Annotated in this window: 11 protein-coding genes and 1 tRNA gene; 2 read left to right on the top strand and 10 right to left on the bottom strand. The window is 45.7% G+C overall.

Features of this window, described 5'->3' with window-relative positions:
- Positions 1–172 precede the first annotated feature (172 nt).
- On the bottom strand, positions 173–667 hold the full coding sequence (locus tag CHA6605_RS18960) for a rhodanese-like domain-containing protein (RefSeq protein WP_015161014.1): 495 nt from the start codon (positions 665–667) through the stop codon (positions 173–175).
- A 512-nt stretch (positions 668–1,179) separates the two neighbouring features.
- On the opposite strand from CHA6605_RS18960, the gene CHA6605_RS31825 reads away from it, so the two are divergent.
- The gene (locus CHA6605_RS31825) at positions 1,180–4,212 is read left to right on the top strand and encodes a sensor histidine kinase (protein ID WP_015161013.1); all 3,033 of its coding nucleotides are present in this window, start codon (positions 1,180–1,182) and stop codon (positions 4,210–4,212) included.
- Between the two features lie 130 nt (positions 4,213–4,342).
- Here CHA6605_RS31825 and CHA6605_RS18950 read toward each other — a convergent pair whose 3' ends face one another.
- Positions 4,343–5,632, bottom strand: a complete 1,290-nt coding sequence (locus CHA6605_RS18950; protein ID WP_015161012.1) for an MFS transporter — start codon at positions 5,630–5,632, stop codon at positions 4,343–4,345.
- A 746-nt stretch (positions 5,633–6,378) separates the two neighbouring features.
- On the opposite strand from CHA6605_RS18950, the gene CHA6605_RS18945 reads away from it, so the two are divergent.
- A complete protein-coding gene (locus CHA6605_RS18945) occupies positions 6,379–6,981 on the top strand; it encodes a hypothetical protein (RefSeq protein WP_015161010.1) in 603 nt (200 codons plus the stop codon).
- Position 6,982: 1 nt separating this feature from the next.
- Here CHA6605_RS18945 and CHA6605_RS18940 read toward each other — a convergent pair whose 3' ends face one another.
- The 8 genes from CHA6605_RS18940 to CHA6605_RS18900 all read right to left on the bottom strand — a co-directional run bounded on the left by CHA6605_RS18940 (position 6,983) and on the right by CHA6605_RS18900 (position 16,282).
- On the bottom strand, positions 6,983–7,765 hold the full coding sequence (locus CHA6605_RS18940; RefSeq protein ID WP_015161009.1) for a carbonic anhydrase: 783 nt from the start codon (positions 7,763–7,765) through the stop codon (positions 6,983–6,985).
- Positions 7,766–8,099: 334 nt separating this feature from the next.
- Positions 8,100–9,623 carry a slipin family protein gene (locus CHA6605_RS18935; RefSeq protein WP_015161008.1) on the bottom strand — a complete coding sequence of 508 codons (1,524 nt, stop codon included), beginning with the start codon at positions 9,621–9,623 and terminating at the stop codon, positions 8,100–8,102.
- An 812-nt stretch (positions 9,624–10,435) separates the two neighbouring features.
- Positions 10,436–10,504: transfer RNA gene (locus tag CHA6605_RS18925), tRNA-OTHER, on the bottom strand.
- A gap of 190 nt (positions 10,505–10,694) precedes the next feature.
- Complete coding sequence (locus tag CHA6605_RS18920) at positions 10,695–12,371, bottom strand: dynamin family protein (protein ID WP_015161007.1); 1,677 nt, start codon at positions 12,369–12,371, stop codon at positions 10,695–10,697.
- 125 nt (positions 12,372–12,496) lie between these two features.
- Complete coding sequence (locus CHA6605_RS18915; RefSeq protein ID WP_015161006.1) at positions 12,497–12,919, bottom strand: type II toxin-antitoxin system VapC family toxin; 423 nt, start codon at positions 12,917–12,919, stop codon at positions 12,497–12,499.
- 11 nt (positions 12,920–12,930) lie between these two features.
- Complete coding sequence (locus CHA6605_RS18910) at positions 12,931–13,290, bottom strand: hypothetical protein (RefSeq protein WP_041548279.1); 360 nt, start codon at positions 13,288–13,290, stop codon at positions 12,931–12,933.
- A 204-nt stretch (positions 13,291–13,494) separates the two neighbouring features.
- A complete protein-coding gene (locus tag CHA6605_RS18905; RefSeq protein WP_041548277.1) occupies positions 13,495–14,151 on the bottom strand; it encodes an SMI1/KNR4 family protein in 657 nt (218 codons plus the stop codon).
- Positions 14,152–14,221: 70 nt separating this feature from the next.
- Positions 14,222–16,282, bottom strand: coding sequence for a dynamin family protein (locus CHA6605_RS18900; RefSeq protein WP_041548275.1), 2,061 nt, complete (start codon positions 16,280–16,282; stop codon positions 14,222–14,224).
- Between the last annotated feature and the right edge of the window lie 217 nt (positions 16,283–16,499).

The following is a 16,499-nucleotide window of genomic DNA, read 5'->3' as shown; positions in this document are numbered from 1 at the left end:
CGTATCGCAGTGTGGTCGGGTTTCCCAACCACACTGCAACGCTCCGCGCGGGTCACCCACGCTTTTGAAACGCACCAAGCAGGGGGACTTTCGGATCTGGTTCCCCCTGTTTAAGGCTACGGTGTACGCACAAGTATGGTTGACTTCGTTTACGGGCTAATTGTGCGATTGGTTAATTAGCCTGTTGCGCTTTGCCAGCTTCTTGAACGTCGTGCTCGGTTTTGAGTCGAGAGACGACGTTATAGGCATTAGCTTCGGGTGGAATGCCATCTTCTTGGATGCCTTCGGTGGGGCCGCCAATTTCGTGCCAAGCATCTAAACCGCCCATGATGTGGGTGACGGCTTTAAAGCCAGCAGCTCTGAGCATTTCAGCGGCTTCGTGCGCTCGCTCGTCAGACTCCGCATAGATATAAATATCGTGTTCGGGTTGAAGGGTAGATTTCATCTCGTCGAGTTGCTCCATCGGCATCGACATTGCCCCGGTGATGCGTCCTTGGTTAAAAGCTTCCCGATCGCGAATATCGATAATCGATAGGGCTGGTTCGGCCCATTCCAACCGTTTTTTGAGGTCGTGGGCGGTCGATTCTTCTTGCAGAATGACTGGGGTGGGTGTCAGGTTGCCCAAAGCATCTTGAACGCCTTCAACAATGTCGTGTAAGTTTGCCATGAAAATCTGGTTACCTAAGTTTTAATACTGTATCTTCAGCATGGCAGAAGCACTTCTATATCGCTTCTACCCAAAGGTAGATCGTTGAATTAAGCAGTTATCTAGCAATCGATTTTTTAAATGGCTGTTAAAAATTGTGATATTTTTGACTTTTATTTGTTACTAAAAAATAGATAAACGCCAGTAGAATTGGCTCTATAACTGCATAAAGCCCGATCGATCGACCTATGAGAACAAGCTAGAAAAAATATTTAGTTTTTGATAAAATCAATGAAACATAAAAAATTCGATCGATACATTTATCTAAATTAAGTGTTGTAGTCAGTCGTCGGCTCTGTCATCTAGCCTTTCTATTGAAAAATGTCTGTATGTGACGCGGTAGTAATATACGTCGCTCGCATGGCAGCCTGACACCCGATCGATACTTGTCATCCAGTATTGTAGAGCTTTCTAGTTCATACTTTACTGCATAGGATCGCGCTCGACCCATAACTTACAATTATCGGAGCGATATGCAGCACTCGCCGTCATTTATCAGATCTAAGCAACGATTCTCTCCACCAAATACCAATCGTCTAGAGCAGAGCGGGCAGCATCTCGCTGGAATTGCCAGTAAGAGCGCGATCGCCATCGGAGTGCTGGTATTAATTGGTTGGCAATTAGATATTGCAGTCCTCAAGAGTGCCATCCCTGGTGGGGTGTCGATGAAGGTAAATACGGCTATTTGTTTTGTGTTGGCGGGAATCTCGCTGCTGCTAAAAACTCATCAACCGCAGAGTGCGCGGGGAGAGAAAATGGCCAGCGGCTTTGCGCTTAGCGCGATTGTCATTCCTCTATTGACTATTTGTGAATATCTATTTGGCTGGCAGATAGGTGCTGACGATCGATGGTTGGGAGATTTTAAGGCGATCGGTACTGTCGATTCCGATCTGATGGGCATCAATACCGCCGTGAGCTTTTGCTTGATAGGTGCGGCACTATTACTGATAAATAGCCCAGAGCGACGCTCGTCAAAGCAACCCCAACACCAAGTCCAAGTAGATGGGGTAACGATCGCCCAAATTATGGCCGTAGTGGCGGGTTCGATCGCCATGCAAGCGAGCGTCAGCTATGCATATAATGTGCGGCTCAATACAGTGATGACTTCGATGGCACTGCATACCACCATCACTTTTTTGACCTTGAGTGTAGGCATTTTGGGACTGAGGAGCGATCGCGGCTTTATGCGAGCGATTACTACGGAGCTGATGGGCGGTCAGAGCGCGCGGCGATTTATGCCAGCGGCAATTTTGGCACCAGCGATCGTTGGTTGGCTGATTTTGCAAGGTCTGCAAGCCAATTTATACAACGTTAACGTTGCCCTGTCGCTGATGTCGATCTCCTTAACGGCGATCTGGTTGGGACAAATTAGAATCAATGCGGGTATTCTCAATCGGCTCGATTACGATCGAGTGCGCTCGGCTACTCGGATGCGATCGAGTAGAGAACGTCTCCAACTTGCCCTCCGTGCTGCCAAACAGGGAATTTGGGATATCGATACCCAGAGCCAGACTTTGACTTGGGACGAGCGTTGCAAAGCAATTTTTGGGCTGCCAGCAGATGCGACGGTGACATTGGCACAGGCTCTAGATCTCATTCATCCCGACGATCGCCAGCGGGTCGCTGATGCCGTGCAAAGTGCCATTCGCGAGGATCGGGAATACGTTGAAGAATACCGGATCGTTTACCCCGATGGGACGGTGGGCTGGGTACTCGCACAGGGACGAGCCGATCGCTACTCCACAGATGTGCCAGAGCGGCTGTTGGGGACGCTAATGGATATTACCGCTCGCAAAAACACCGAACTCAACGAACGCTTCCTCAACGATCTGACGCGACGGCTGCGGCAAGTTACCGATGCTGACGAAATCCAATGGGAATCGGCTAAGAGTCTGGGTGAATATCTAGATGTCGATCGGGTAACGTGGTCTCAAGTCGATTGGGCACGACGGCTAGCCAAGATCGAGCGCGACTGGCATCGCGAGGGGTTGTCCGATGCAGCGGGGATCTATACGCTCGGTGGCTCTTTGCCGCCAGAGCTACAAGTTGCGCTGTTTGCAGGTGAGGCAGTGGCGATCGACGATCTGACGACTGAGCCGCTCCTGGCACCTTATCTCGACAGCTATCGGCAGTTTGGTGCCAGAGCGGTTGCCAAAATTCCCTGTCTGTCTGAAGGTCGCTGGGTGGCGACCCTACATGTGAGTACTCAAAGAGTGCGACACTGGCGTGAGGATGAAATCGGCTTGATGCAGGCAGTGGTGAGGCAGATTTGGTCGATCGGCGATCGGGCGCGAGCAGCGCAAGCCTTGAGAGTAGAAGAAGAACGCACGCGAGCGGCACAAGCCATTGTCGAACAGCAATTAGGCGAAATCGAAGCGATCTATCGATCGGCACCAGTGGGACTGTGTTTTATTAATACCGATCTTCAATTCGTTCGCCTCAACGAGTATTTAGCGCGAATTAATGGGTTTCCGGTCGCGGCACATATCGGGCGGACTCCTAGCGAGCTGTTTCCTGGAGCCGCTGAGACGATCGAGGCACTGTATCGACAAGTAATTGAATCGGGAGAACCAATTATCGACCTAGAATTGAGTGGGAGCCATCCCGCTCGACCCGATCTATTACGACACTGGCTAGTCTGCTGTTACCCGCAAAAAGATGCTGAAGATTGCGTCGTGGGCGTCAATGTGATGGTGCAAGAAATTACCGAGCGCAAACGAGCAGAAGCCGAACGCCAGCAGGGCCAAGCCGCACTCGAACAACAAGTCCGCGAACTCGATCGAGTCAATCGTCTCTTGGGTGAGTCGGCGGCTAAAATCGAAGAACGCAACCGCGAGTTGGACTCATTTGTCTATGTGGTCTCCCACGATCTCAAAGCACCACTGCGCGGTATTGCCAATCTGGCTCAGTGGATCGAAGATGACTTAGAGAGCATACTTGCCGATCGGGTTCGACATCACACATCTTTACTGCGCAACCGCGTCCACCGGATGGAAGCAACTATCGACGGACTGCTCGACTTTGCCCGTGTCGGTAGAATGGTGGCCCCGATCGAGCCAGTCGTCGTATCGCAATTAGTAGCGGAGGTTATCGATTCAATTGCGCCGCCGCCGACTTTTAAAATCGCGATCGCGCCCGATTTACCCACTTTCAATACCAAACGCCTATTTTTATCCCAAGTATTGACCAACCTAATTAGTAACGCCATCAAACATCACGACTGTGACCATGGGTCGATCCAGATTTCGGGTCGCGATCGCGGCGATCTTTATGAATTTGCCGTAGCCGATGATGGCCCAGGCATTGCCCCCGAACAACACGAGCGGATCTTTATTATTTTCCAAGCTGTCAATCCCCAACGCCGCAACGACAGCTCCGGCATCGGTCTGAGCATCGTCAAAAAAATTGTCGAAGCTGAAGGTGGCAATATTTGGATAGAGTCCCAGCCTCCCCACGGTGCTACCTTCTATTTCACTTGGCCCAAAAACTCCAATATTTCTGTCTAACAACAGAGGCTATAAGTTCGAGGTTAGATGAAGATTCACTGAATACTAACTTAAAAAATAACGATCGCTACCACGAGCGTTCGAGTTCATCGCGATCGAGCCAAGGCTCTGAATGTCAATCTTAACGACATTATCGATAATACCCCGACAACTTGCGATACGATCGCGAGCGCATGGCTAGCAACGTCATCAGTAGCCCGATCGCGCCAGTGACTGTAAATAACAGCGCAATGCCCCGATCCTTGCCCGTCCCAAACCAGCCCCCAATCAGATCTACGCCAGCACCTGTAGTCATAAACGGAATAAACCAGACTTGTGCGATCGGCCCAATTGCAAATGCAGTTAGCGGCGATGCTGCTTGCTCGACACTCTGAGCGAACCCAAACACGCGTCCCTGTCGTTCTGGGGGAATCACTTTTTGGAGGATGGTTTGTTCGCAAGCTTCCGCGATCGGAATCAGGCATAAATAGCTAAATAACCCGATCGTCAATAACACGATCGATGGCTGAATTGTAAACAACATCGCGATCGTCCACATCACGATATTGGCAAGAAACAGCGTTTGCAACGGATTGGCACCGACACCTTTTTTGGCAACCACCAACCCACCTGCGATGAAGCCCAAACTCAAGCAGCCCCACAGAATGCCCCATACTTGTACCGAAACCAACGACAAGCCATAAGCATCCATCAGCGACATGAACACTCCACCCAAAAAGTTATTAAAGGTGGTAAAAAAAATCAGTCCAAACAGCCCAGGAACTAACTCTAATGCGGCGATCGTGCCACGTAAATCGATACTATCGAGATGAGATTCGGTATGAACGATCTTGGTTTCGGGAATTGATAATATGGATAAATGGCAGATAACTAAAATGGTCAGCCCGATCGCGCAGACTAACATCCAATATATCCCTAAAAATCCGATCGCTAGTCCGCTCATAATCGAAGAGATTAAGAAGGCGACGCCATTTGCCATGCCAACTAAACCGTTGGCGCGAGAACGTTTTGCTTCGGGAATCAGAAATGTCACCAGTGTGGACAGTGAGATCGTCCGCAGATTGCCCGCGATCGCGCCAATCAATGCCAGGACGATAAATATCCATAGCATGACGCTACTTGGATCGGTAAATGCCGATGCTGGAGTAAATCTATAAATGATGTAATCGAGAATATAGGCCACTAACGAACAAATACTCGACAGCATCATCGCCGATTTTTTGCGATATCGATCGACTACAGAGCCAAGCAAAAAGCCAGAAGTTGCAACTGTCAGCAGATAGATCCCGGCCATTACCGATGTCACAACGACCGACTGAGTTTGTAAATATACCCAAAATGTCACCGCAAACCACACGAATGAATTTGTCAGCGAAGCTACTAGCGAGTTCGCTAACACCGCATAAAAAAGTTTTGTCATCTTCCTCTATTTAAAATCGGGCTGACCTAATTTCGGCGATCGCTCTTTAGATCGCCGATCGAACAAAGCAACCAGCAATTTATATATTCTCTGGTAACTTTAATAACTAGCCAATCTCATCCCAACTTGTTAAATCTAGCCCGTCACAGAGCAGTCACTATCTAAATAGTGACGATACAAATTTACCGATCTATCGATCGATTAATTAGTAAATTATTGAAATTTAGGATACAGGTAGTCGAGATTATTTATCTAAAATTGCTATGCTGCAAGCCAAGATCGTCATTTTTACTTACTTGACAAAATGCGGCAGCTATGGATATGTTAGCATTATTACTTCATCGTTCGTATGGATTGAAGTCTCTCAAATATGCTAACGCAATTTTAGCCATTGTGGCTAAAGAGTGTTAAAAAGGCTACATTTAAAATCCTGAATTCGATCGCTATTAACTCAAGTTGGTAGTACTATGCGGCAGAAATTAATCAACCATTTCTTTCCCCGCTCCCTGTCTTGTCTCGCTGCTTGGTGCGCTTCCACGGTCGGGAAACCCGACCGGAGCGCATCCGCATAATCCGGGAGGGAGCCTTCCCGAAGGGAGCTGCGTCGCTGTCTCGCTTGCTTGGTGCAACATATGCTCCTCCAATCTCCGCGTGGGTGCATCCGCTTTCCCGTCAGCAAAGCCGCCGCTCCCCGCTCCCCGCAAAATAGTAACCTTATTTACGCCGTAGACTACTAGATTTTATAAATGACTGCTCAAATTAGGGATGAAATCTCGATCGACGATCGAAGATATGCGATCGAACAATGTAGTAATAGGGAAGGATGGTTCGAGCCTACCGCTTATGGTGTTTATCCAGAAGCAGCTTCAAGTGCTTGCGTTCGGGGATTTCATTGTGCTTATACAATTCGAGAGCGACAACTACTTTTGACAAGCGTCAATATCTCGCCAAATATGTCCGATCGTCTAAAACTTAAGTACGATCGCAGCACGAGAACGTTGCTTGGTAAATCTCCAGAAATAGATAAATCTTGGGTAGGTACACCATGGATATATCGAGATTTATGTCATGCGATTAATTATACTGGAGGAATATTAATCTGTAATAATGCGGTCGCTACTCAACTAGGCATTGTTTCTGGACATCCTACCATCTATCTATTTGAAAGTGTATTTGAAGCGATCTTTGAATTAGGTTTTTTAATCGAGCTTATAGATTACTCAAAACAGATGGCAGAAGTTCGCGATCGAGTTATTGCCGAGCGTCCAGAGACAACACTATCTTGGGATTTCTCACTCTACGATCGTGAACGTCAAATCTTAGCTGAAGCTTTTCAGTGCAAGTATTAGTTTAAATAGACCCATGCAATTCAATTTTCCTAGCATTGGTAGAGTGAATCGGACGTGCATCGATCGGGTAAAACTTTTTAAACTCCTGAAGTTGCGAGCTGGAAATTGTAATTGGTGTCGTTAAAATAGTCCAATTAACGCCCTCGCTACAAGGTGGTGTCGTCAGCGATCCGATATAACTATAGTAAGATTTACTATTTGGCAATAGCTTGGCAGCATCGATGGTGATGTTATCGATCTTGTTTGTTTGACCGATTGGTGGAATTGCCTGCCAAACTTTACTGACGATCGAATTCTCTCGGCCTTCATTCATCATTACGCCCACTACAGCAAGTTTGCCTGCTGCGTTGCGATGAACGAAATGTACTTCCATTGCCGCAGCTTTACCAGCAATTTTATGTTCGCTAGGGGTATGAAAATGAAATTGTAGTAATTGATATTCTTCACCATCGATCGAGATCGTGCTGCCAGAATTATAGTTAACTTGAATGCTATGTCCGTTATTCACTACACTCAAAGGTGATGATTTATAGTTAAAGGCAATCTGCACTGGTTGTCCTGTTACGGCACCTTGAATATCGATCGGCGACTGATATTTACCTAAATCGCAGGTCGCAAAGTCGCGCGAAATCTTGCCCCACGCATCAGGATTTAGATCGCCTTCATAACCCCACTGCGACGTGCTTTCTGCTGCTAAAGTTGGTAATGGAGATATGCCTAATCCAAATATGAATAGGATGGCGATCGCGATCGTCCGCAGGCAATATTTTTTAACTAGATTCATCTAAACAATATTTCTCCCATAACTCGATTAAGATATTATTTCTTAAATAAGCGATCGAACTAACCCAATTGTTATTTATCTAAATACCAAATCCCCTAAAAAATCCCCTCCTTGGAGGGGTGCCCAACGGGCGGGGTGGGTAGATCTCCACTGCCTACCAACAATCTCAGCATGAGCAACTTTGGCTAGATGTGACGATCGATCTTAGAGCCTTCTCGCTTTGATCGAGAATTGTAACCGATCGTTGATGGAGGCGATCGGGGATGAAGGACTTCGGCGAAGATCTTACCCACCCCGCCCTACGGGCACCCCTCCAAGGAGGGGATTTTTTTGGTTACTTTTTGATGTTGATTAGATCGGTTAGGATGTTGTCTAAACTGCCATTGACTTGGATACGATCGATCTTTTCGGCGATGCGTTCTAAGATTTCCAACTCTTTCAATCGCAGCGCGACGGGGTTTTCTTCCATCACTTTGGCAGTATTTAGCATACTCCTAGTAGCGGCGGTTTCCTCTCGACGGCGGACGACGTTGGCTTGCGCAGATTTCTCTGCTTCGACTACCTTGCTGAGGATGGTTTTGATTTCCCCAGGGAGGATGATATCTTTGACGCCGACAGATTCGACTGTCAAGCCATAATTGGCAGTCTTGACACGGATATATTCGGCAATATCGCGATCGATCGTGCCTTTATCTTCCAGTACTCCATCCAGAGTCCGCTCGCCCACGGCTCCACGCAGGGCGAACTGAAGCTCTTTGTATAAAAAGCCGTTGATATTTGCCAAATTATTCATCGCCTGCAACGGATCGCTAATCCGATAGCCAGCGGTGAGATTTAGCCGCACGGGGACTTTATCTTTGGTGAGAATATCTTGTCCCGAAATTTCCATATTTTGCAGGCGCATATCGATCGCGATCGATGTAAACGATCGATTGAATGTCCACCAGGCATGGATTCCTGGCTCTAGCTGCGTCTGAAATACCCGATCGACATACAAGAAGCCCAGATGTTGGACGGGCACTTCACGGACGTGGAGGGCATCATTGGCGAGCTTTTTAATCTGGTCTTTCCCCGATACTAATTCGGCAACTAATGGATTGGAAAGTTTCGCATCGTTGCTAATATCGATCGTTTCTACCGTCACGCCTTGCCAAAATAATTTGCGACTGTGGGGTGGTAAAATCGCGATCGGTTGTTGCCTATCGCGGACGATGCCAACTTGTTGCGCTAATGTTTCGACAACGGTGCAATACTGCGCGATAAATTCGGGGTGTCGATCGATTAAGACATCTTCATCGGGGAATACTGGATTCGGAATCATCCGATTGAGCGTCTTAAATTGCAAATCTTTTGACGATGACCAAAAAGCATATTCACCAGTTCCCAACGGACGCACGAAATTATGCTGGACGTACATCAAACCGATTTCTGATTCGGACACCTGAAATTTTTTGATACCACTGAGGGCAAATCCGCGCGTTTTTTCGACTAGATCTGGTGGTAATTCCAAACTTTCGGATAGATTGAAGTACCGCACTTCGACGGGGATAAATCCTTTCCAAAAAGCGCGCAATTGGTTAGGAGCGACTACGATCCAACTTTGTTTGACTTGAAGTAAAGCGACTCGATCGAATTCCGTCCGCACGATCGTCAGGTGTGGCTCTAGTTTATCGCGATCGGTTTGCAGGAGCAGTTCTAATTGTTCGATTTGCGCTTCTGGGTGATTGAGATCGTATGTCTTGACGCTCCAATCCCAGCCGAAATAACGATGCGTACCAGGTGATAAAATCGCCTTAAAATCGCTACGGTTGAATAATATACCTCGCTCGTGAGGTTTGATGTAGAATGTTTTAAACATATTGCTTGTTGGGTTTCGCTTCGCTCTACCCAACCTACGATGGAGAATAGAATTGAAATTTTTTCGCTTTGGTTAACTCTGTAATTGCTGGCGTTTTCGACAGCTTTGTGACGGACGAAGGGTTTATCTAAAATTGGATTGAGTTAGCAGTTGTCGAATCGCGCTATCCGAAGATAACTCGATCGACTCTAACTAGCAAATATCGCGTTCGCTCGACTAAAACTAGTATTCCCGAAGAAATACCAACCCTAGCAGATGAAGGCAGATACTCGAATTAAAGATGCACGCGATTGTCGGTACAAAATCTGTTGCAATATTCGATCGCTAAGCGACTAAATATTACCAAAACGCCAACTTTCCAGAGTTGAAAATAATGGACTCGAACCATTTTGAGATTTCTCTCGTACCGCTTGTGGCTTGCGCCGCCTATTATGAGTAGGGTGCCTAATCTAACCTTTAGGCATAGGTTTTGGCTTTCGCCAACTTCACCCTAAGAAGTCGCCTAACTTTTACCTCGTTGGCTGGAGGATTTGGTGAAAAGTACAGGAATCGAACCTGTTACACGTTGATTAATAGTCAACTGCTCTACCTAATGAGCTAACTTTTGGGAGGTACTAGCTCGCCCAGATTAAAATTGTGGAACCAGTGGAGCCAGCGATTAAAATCGCGCCTGGGGTTGCAAAGTCCGCCTTCGCGGACTATTATCTCAGTCCGTGAAGGCGGACTTTGCATTCCGAGGAGCGGTTTCTAACCACTTGGCTTTTAATGCAAACCATTCCCAATGCTCACAATTCTAATGTGGGCGAGCTAGCTGTGCGATCTGGGACTCGAACCCAGGCTCGACCGATACCTCGGCTGCTTTACCACTAAGCTAATCGCACGATCGACTAATAATCATGCGTGACGGTATACGCTCAAACCACAGGTTGGCGCACCAGTCAGATATCTAGAATCAGAACATTTGTCTGCAATCTTATTGATGTCTACCTTCCAATATAACATACACAATTTGTTTTATGGATGAATTTAAGCTAAAAGTATGAAATAAATATCTATTTTTTTTAGGCACAGTTACGCTGAGGCTGAAGCTAATACATCTGCCAAGCAGCGTTCTAAATCTGTTAAGTTTTGTTGTTGATGCAAATCGACCTGGCGATCGAGCTTAATTTCTGGATTAATAGCCGCAGCCGCTCGATCGCGATAGGCTTTAATTGTCTTGATCGTTTCAGTATTTAGTCTAAATAAATAATCAGCCGCCGCATCGGTATAAGCTTCTAAAATCTCTGCCGAGTTATCGGGAGTTTTACTATTACTAGTGTTGTCCGAAGATCGATCTCCCGATCGCTTATTTGCAATCGTACTCGCACCGCCAGCAACGACCGCTCCTATTGGCCCTCCGAGTATCCAGCCTAAGCCAGTTGCCAGTGCGGTGGGTGCCAAATTATCGATTGTTGAAGATGGTGTTGTAGGTTTTGGTGGAGATTGAGTTGGTGATTCTGGTAATAAGACTTCAGGCGGATCGGGTAAAACGATCTTTAGGGGTTCGACTGGAGAAGTATTAAAAAAGCTTTCGGCTTTAGTAACCCAATCGTTAATTTCTTGCTGAGAATGTTGCAATCGCGGACGGACGTTACTCGATTCCCATTCCCCAAATCCATTTTTTTGAATCGCCGTAGTTAATGGCGACTGATAGAAGCTAATCAGGTTGGGTAAATATAACCACTGCTCGACTTCTTTGAGGCTGGTTTCCCATCCAGATTGGATTAATGTTTGCGCTTGACGCTTGAGGGCTAATTCTCGATCGCACTTCTCTTTAGTTTCGTTAACTTCTGCCGTCAATTTGGCAATCTGCGATCGTAATAATCCTTGAATTTCTAATCCCAACGATTGCAGCACAGGCATCCGCACCTCGGCTAGTTTCTCGCGCTGGTGCGACACAATCGCCTGGAGTGCCGAAATAAATGAGGATAACCCCGAAGTATGCAAAGTCGCGTCGTCACCCTTCAGGCGAGCGCGTAGAGCAGGGAGCGCGTCAACTCGATAGAGGTTGCTAATCCCTGGTGGTAATTGAGAGCGAAAACTCTCAGCGACAAATCGGAGGCGATGTTGAACTTCTTTTTGTTCTTCTGGCTCCAACATATTCGTAAAATTCGCCACGAATACCACGGTATTAATCCCACGATTTTCTAACCAATCCCGCAGATGTTCGCGCTCGCCGAGCGTCATCAATTTACGTACATCTAACACATTTACCACCAAATCCGCCGCCAATAATCGATCGCGTACTAAGTTATCCTGCTCGTCGCGATCGTTCGTACCTGGTAAATCGATTAATTCAACCCCAGTCTGTAAAAACGGATGGGGAAAACTTACCTCGACTTCTAACACATCATCCCGCATCCGTCGATCGTTATCTAGGATCGCAAATTCAGTTAAAATATCGGTATTCTTAGCCGCGATGATTTGCCCATTAGTTAGGGTAATTTTCGTCGCAATATCTTCACCATAGACAACTTTAATCGCCGCACCCGTCGTCGGAATCAGATCGATCGGTAATGTTTTATTGCCTAAGATCGCATTCAATAATGTCGATTTACCATGATTGAAGGGGCCAAATACGGCAATTTGATAATTCGATCGACCTGCTTTACTGGCAAGCGTTTTGAGATCGTTACCCAATCTAGAGTTTTGGTCGATTTCCAGCTTGTTAGCAGCAGTTTGGAGGTGGGTGATGAGTGAGGAATTCATGGCTTGTCGATCGGGTTAAATAAATAAGCAATAACTATGGGGCTTTTTTTATCGGTCGCGATCGTTATACTCACTATATACAGAGAAATTTGAGTGAGTAGATATCTACACCAAATCGACAAAGTTTACTGAGTCCAATCGACGAGATTGAGATTGGGTACTAATTCAAAATCTTTACGATTGCGTGTGGCAACAGTAAGATCTAAAGATAATGCGATCGCCGCAATTCGCATGTCTTTTTGCAGACGATTCTTCCGTAAAGGTGGATTGGCACTTAATAGATTTTTCAAGCACTCATCCGCTTCTACAGTAAAGTCTAAAACTTCCACAGTCTGTAGGTACTTTAGAGTGGTAGATAGTTTGGAGTATAAGGCAGGTAAATTATTGATTTGTGCTGGATCGTTAATTTGCCCAATCCAGCCGTTAAAGAGTTCTTGCACTGTCACGATCGAAGTCGCAATTTGATGTTTTGCCGCATTTTCTGTAACTTGAGGATGGTTAAATAAGATGAGCGATATATGGTCGGTATCCAATATATATTTAGACAAGAGATCTACCTCTAGGCATAATACGACGGATCGACTTCAGAATCGTCTTCTGAGGCGCGTTCGGCTAAGAGATCTCTAGATATCGCCTGAAAATCTGGATCGTCTTGAAAGACACCCACAAACTCCATCCCCATGTTATTTGAAGCATTGACAGGAATATTCCAGGAAATTGCTTCTAGCCGCTTGAGTCGTTCTAAAAAGTTAGCCTGTAATTGAGAAATCGCGCTTTCTCTAGTTTCAGCTTCAATCCGAGAATCGGGAAACTCCAAGACAGAAGCAGCAACTTTTCCAGGTTGGATAGTTTCTACCAGAAGTGTCACTTTCATGTTCGTAGATGGTTTGGGTAAGGAGCGGTTAAATTGCGTTGTCATCGTCCACAAATATATATGGATTATTCCATCATAGATGGTCTACATAAGTTTCTGTCCCAATATCGGTGGGTGAGGGGTGACAAATCCAGGATCGATCGAGTTAAGTAATTTGTTAGTTTAGGTTTAGATACTTTTAGATATTTAGCTCGATCGTTAATTAAGATGGTGGGCAATGCCCACCCTACGAGCTGACAATATCGCTCTTCAAGAGTTGTATTTTTTGTATGTATCTTTCTCTGCTTCTTGCTTTTCCTCGTCTAACTTGATGTAAAAAAACATTTCTTCTTTTTCATCGTCATCATCTCTGATAAGTTTGTATAAATCTGATTCACAGCATTCTGCGATCGTAGAAATCATGCTGGTTAAGCTTTTGTAAACTCTTAATGGACGATCGTGAAAAACGTACTCAATCTGATAAATGGGTGATGGATTGAGATCGCCAACAACAATTAACATGCTTTTGTTTTCCATTGAAGCAATTGGAAACCATTTTCGATCCCAGAGATGGGCACCTTCATAAGGTGGATTTTTCAGATTTGATTCTTCCATCTTCCATAATTTACAATAGGTTTTAATAGCATCTTGCAAAGGCCAAAAAGGTATCGATAAATTTCCTGAAATGTGATGGTCGGGGAATAGAAAATCTACCATACATTCGCCGTTATAATAACCGAAGTCAGATTCTCCATTTCGCCATCGATAAAGCTCGTAAACTTCCTCGCTCAACCTAAATGGTAAATCTTTAACTAGATTATCGATCTGTTGGCGCGTCAAACCTGGATTGTAGCGATCGGCTAAGTCTGGAACTGTATATTCTAGCCATTCAAAAATATATGCAAGTTCTTCAAGAAGTTTAGACATGAGAAAGTGGTAAAAAAGGTGCAGGGTGGGCATTGCCCACCATCTATATTTCAGATGCAATTACTACAGATTAACCATTTAAGAAGCCTTGATAAAAATTCTCGATCGAGAGTGATTCACTCAACACATCAGCTTCAAACTGTTGTAACCGATTGACTTCCGTAACTCGATCGATCTCTTGAGATTCCTTCTGCTTGACGAGATTTTGTAGCTCGATTTTGCGAGTTTTGATATCATCATCGATTCGTTCGATCGCTTCCCGTTCGTAACTATCGAAACACTCTTGTACTGCACTATAAATCGGTTGCCATTGTTCTCTAGAAATCTCTGGTAACTTAGCGACTAATTGTTTCTTGATTTCCTGGCTAAAATATTTTCGGGCATGATCGACTTGGAACGCTGCAACACCTAAACTAGCGACGATAATTCCGATCGGACCGAGTAATGCACCAAAGACTAGTGCAATTCCCGCAGTAGTAAAGACATTGAGCATGATGCTTTGAAAATTGAAGCCACCCACAGCCAAAGCCGCGATCCCAAAATTACCAGTCGCTAAGGAAAATAAGCCCATCGCCCACTTTGCCCAAGCTGGCGTACCATCATCTTCGAGGGCATTATTGCGGGTATGGATTTTACCTGTCAGCTTCTCCGCCATCTCTTGAGTGATGTTTTGATAATCTACTCCATATTTCTTGGCTTGTTCCGCTAGTTCGCTGAAAGCAGTGGTTAATTCTTTTTGGGCTGAGAGCGTCCAAGCAGAATACTTATCATTAATATATTGTTGAAATCCTTTCTGGGCTGATTGATTGAATTGTTCGCGTTTATTGTCACTAAAGAAGTCCAGGAATTGGATATCTGAAGGTTGATAAGCTTGAAAATCTGCCTCGAAAGTATCTTCCAATTTCATTAAATATACTTTCATCGAATCGGCGATCGATCGAGCTTGACGATCGCGGACGCGGCGAATATCATCGCGAAAACCATCGCGAATTGACTGGAGCTGATTAAACTGCGGTTCGACTGCGGCAATTTTGGCTTTGAGTTCGTCTACATTGGTATCTAATAACGGGATTCGCCGCGCGACTGCTTCTTTGACGTGGGTACAAGTTTGTTTGGCAATAATTCGTGCTTGACGCAATTCGGCAATCGCCCGCTCTTGCGTCAAAAATGTATTCAGAGCATTAATAAAGGGTGGAAAGCCAGTCCCTACGAGATCGGCGTCTTTATCTTTGAGCCGTTTTCGGAGTGCGGTAATCGAAGATAAGGGAAATACGCGCTCGTCGTAGAGATCGTAGCCATCCACCGTACAATATTCAGCTAAATTCGCTTTAAATACGCGATTTAGTTTGCCTTCGGCTTCTGCCAATTCTGTCGCATCATCGGGATCGATTAATGATTCTTTGACGCGATCCCAAGCATTGATGAGAAAAAATACGCTCAAGCCGCGATCTTTGACATAGTTTTCGAGATAGCGACGTTCGCCTAAAGTGCAAGGTTGAGACGCACTGAGGACGAATAAAACTGCATGGCAATTATTCAGATATCCCAGCGATAATTCATTGCGCGCTTCGGTATCATTCAAGCCGGGACTATCGATGATTTCGATCCCTTTAGAAAGTAATTCTAGGGGATATTCCACCACGGCATAATCGACATCAGGGAAAGCAGGTTTGTTAATTTCTTCCAATTTCTTAGCTTCAGCCGGATCGATGGTGTATTTAGTTTTAAACGTACTAAAATCTATCGATTCTGGTGGCTTACCATCTTTGAAATGAACGGTGACTTTTTTCTGTTCGCCATAGCGCAAGACTGTCAATAATGCCGTGCAGGGATTGACATCGCTCGGTAAGATATTTTCACCGATTAAAGCATTCAGAAACGTACTTTTGCCCCGTTTCATATCGCCCAATACCATCAACCGAAAGACACCTTTTTGGAGATTGGTACTGGCTTTGGTTAGATCTGCTAAATCTCGATCGAATCCCATTTCTCCAGATCCAGTCTGGGCGGCGAGTTCGGATTTCTGGAGCTTGGTTACCATCCGGCTGAGGGAACTAGCTACTTCTTGGCGCACTCTCGCAACTCGATCTAAATCTTGAAGGAAACGATTGGTTTTAGCAGTTGACATCATAGGATTTGGGGTTGAGGTTGTTGGGGTACTGTGGAGATCTACCCACCCCGCCCTACGGGCACCCCTCCAAGGAGGGAATTTTATCCTCTTTTATAAAGGGAGCTAGTGCGGGGTCGATCGTTGTCATAAAAGCAAAATATCTTAGTTCACTTCAGTGAACTTTCGCCGTTAGCCCGTTGGCGTAGCCTCTCGGAACGAGACAATTTATTTCAGGGCA

It is taken from the genome of Chamaesiphon minutus PCC 6605, from assembly GCF_000317145.1.
Lineage (GTDB): Bacteria > Cyanobacteriota > Cyanobacteriia > Cyanobacteriales > Chamaesiphonaceae > Chamaesiphon > Chamaesiphon minutus.
The sequence above is the reverse complement of the archived record's forward strand: the minus strand, read 5'-3'. Positions and strand labels throughout refer to the sequence as shown.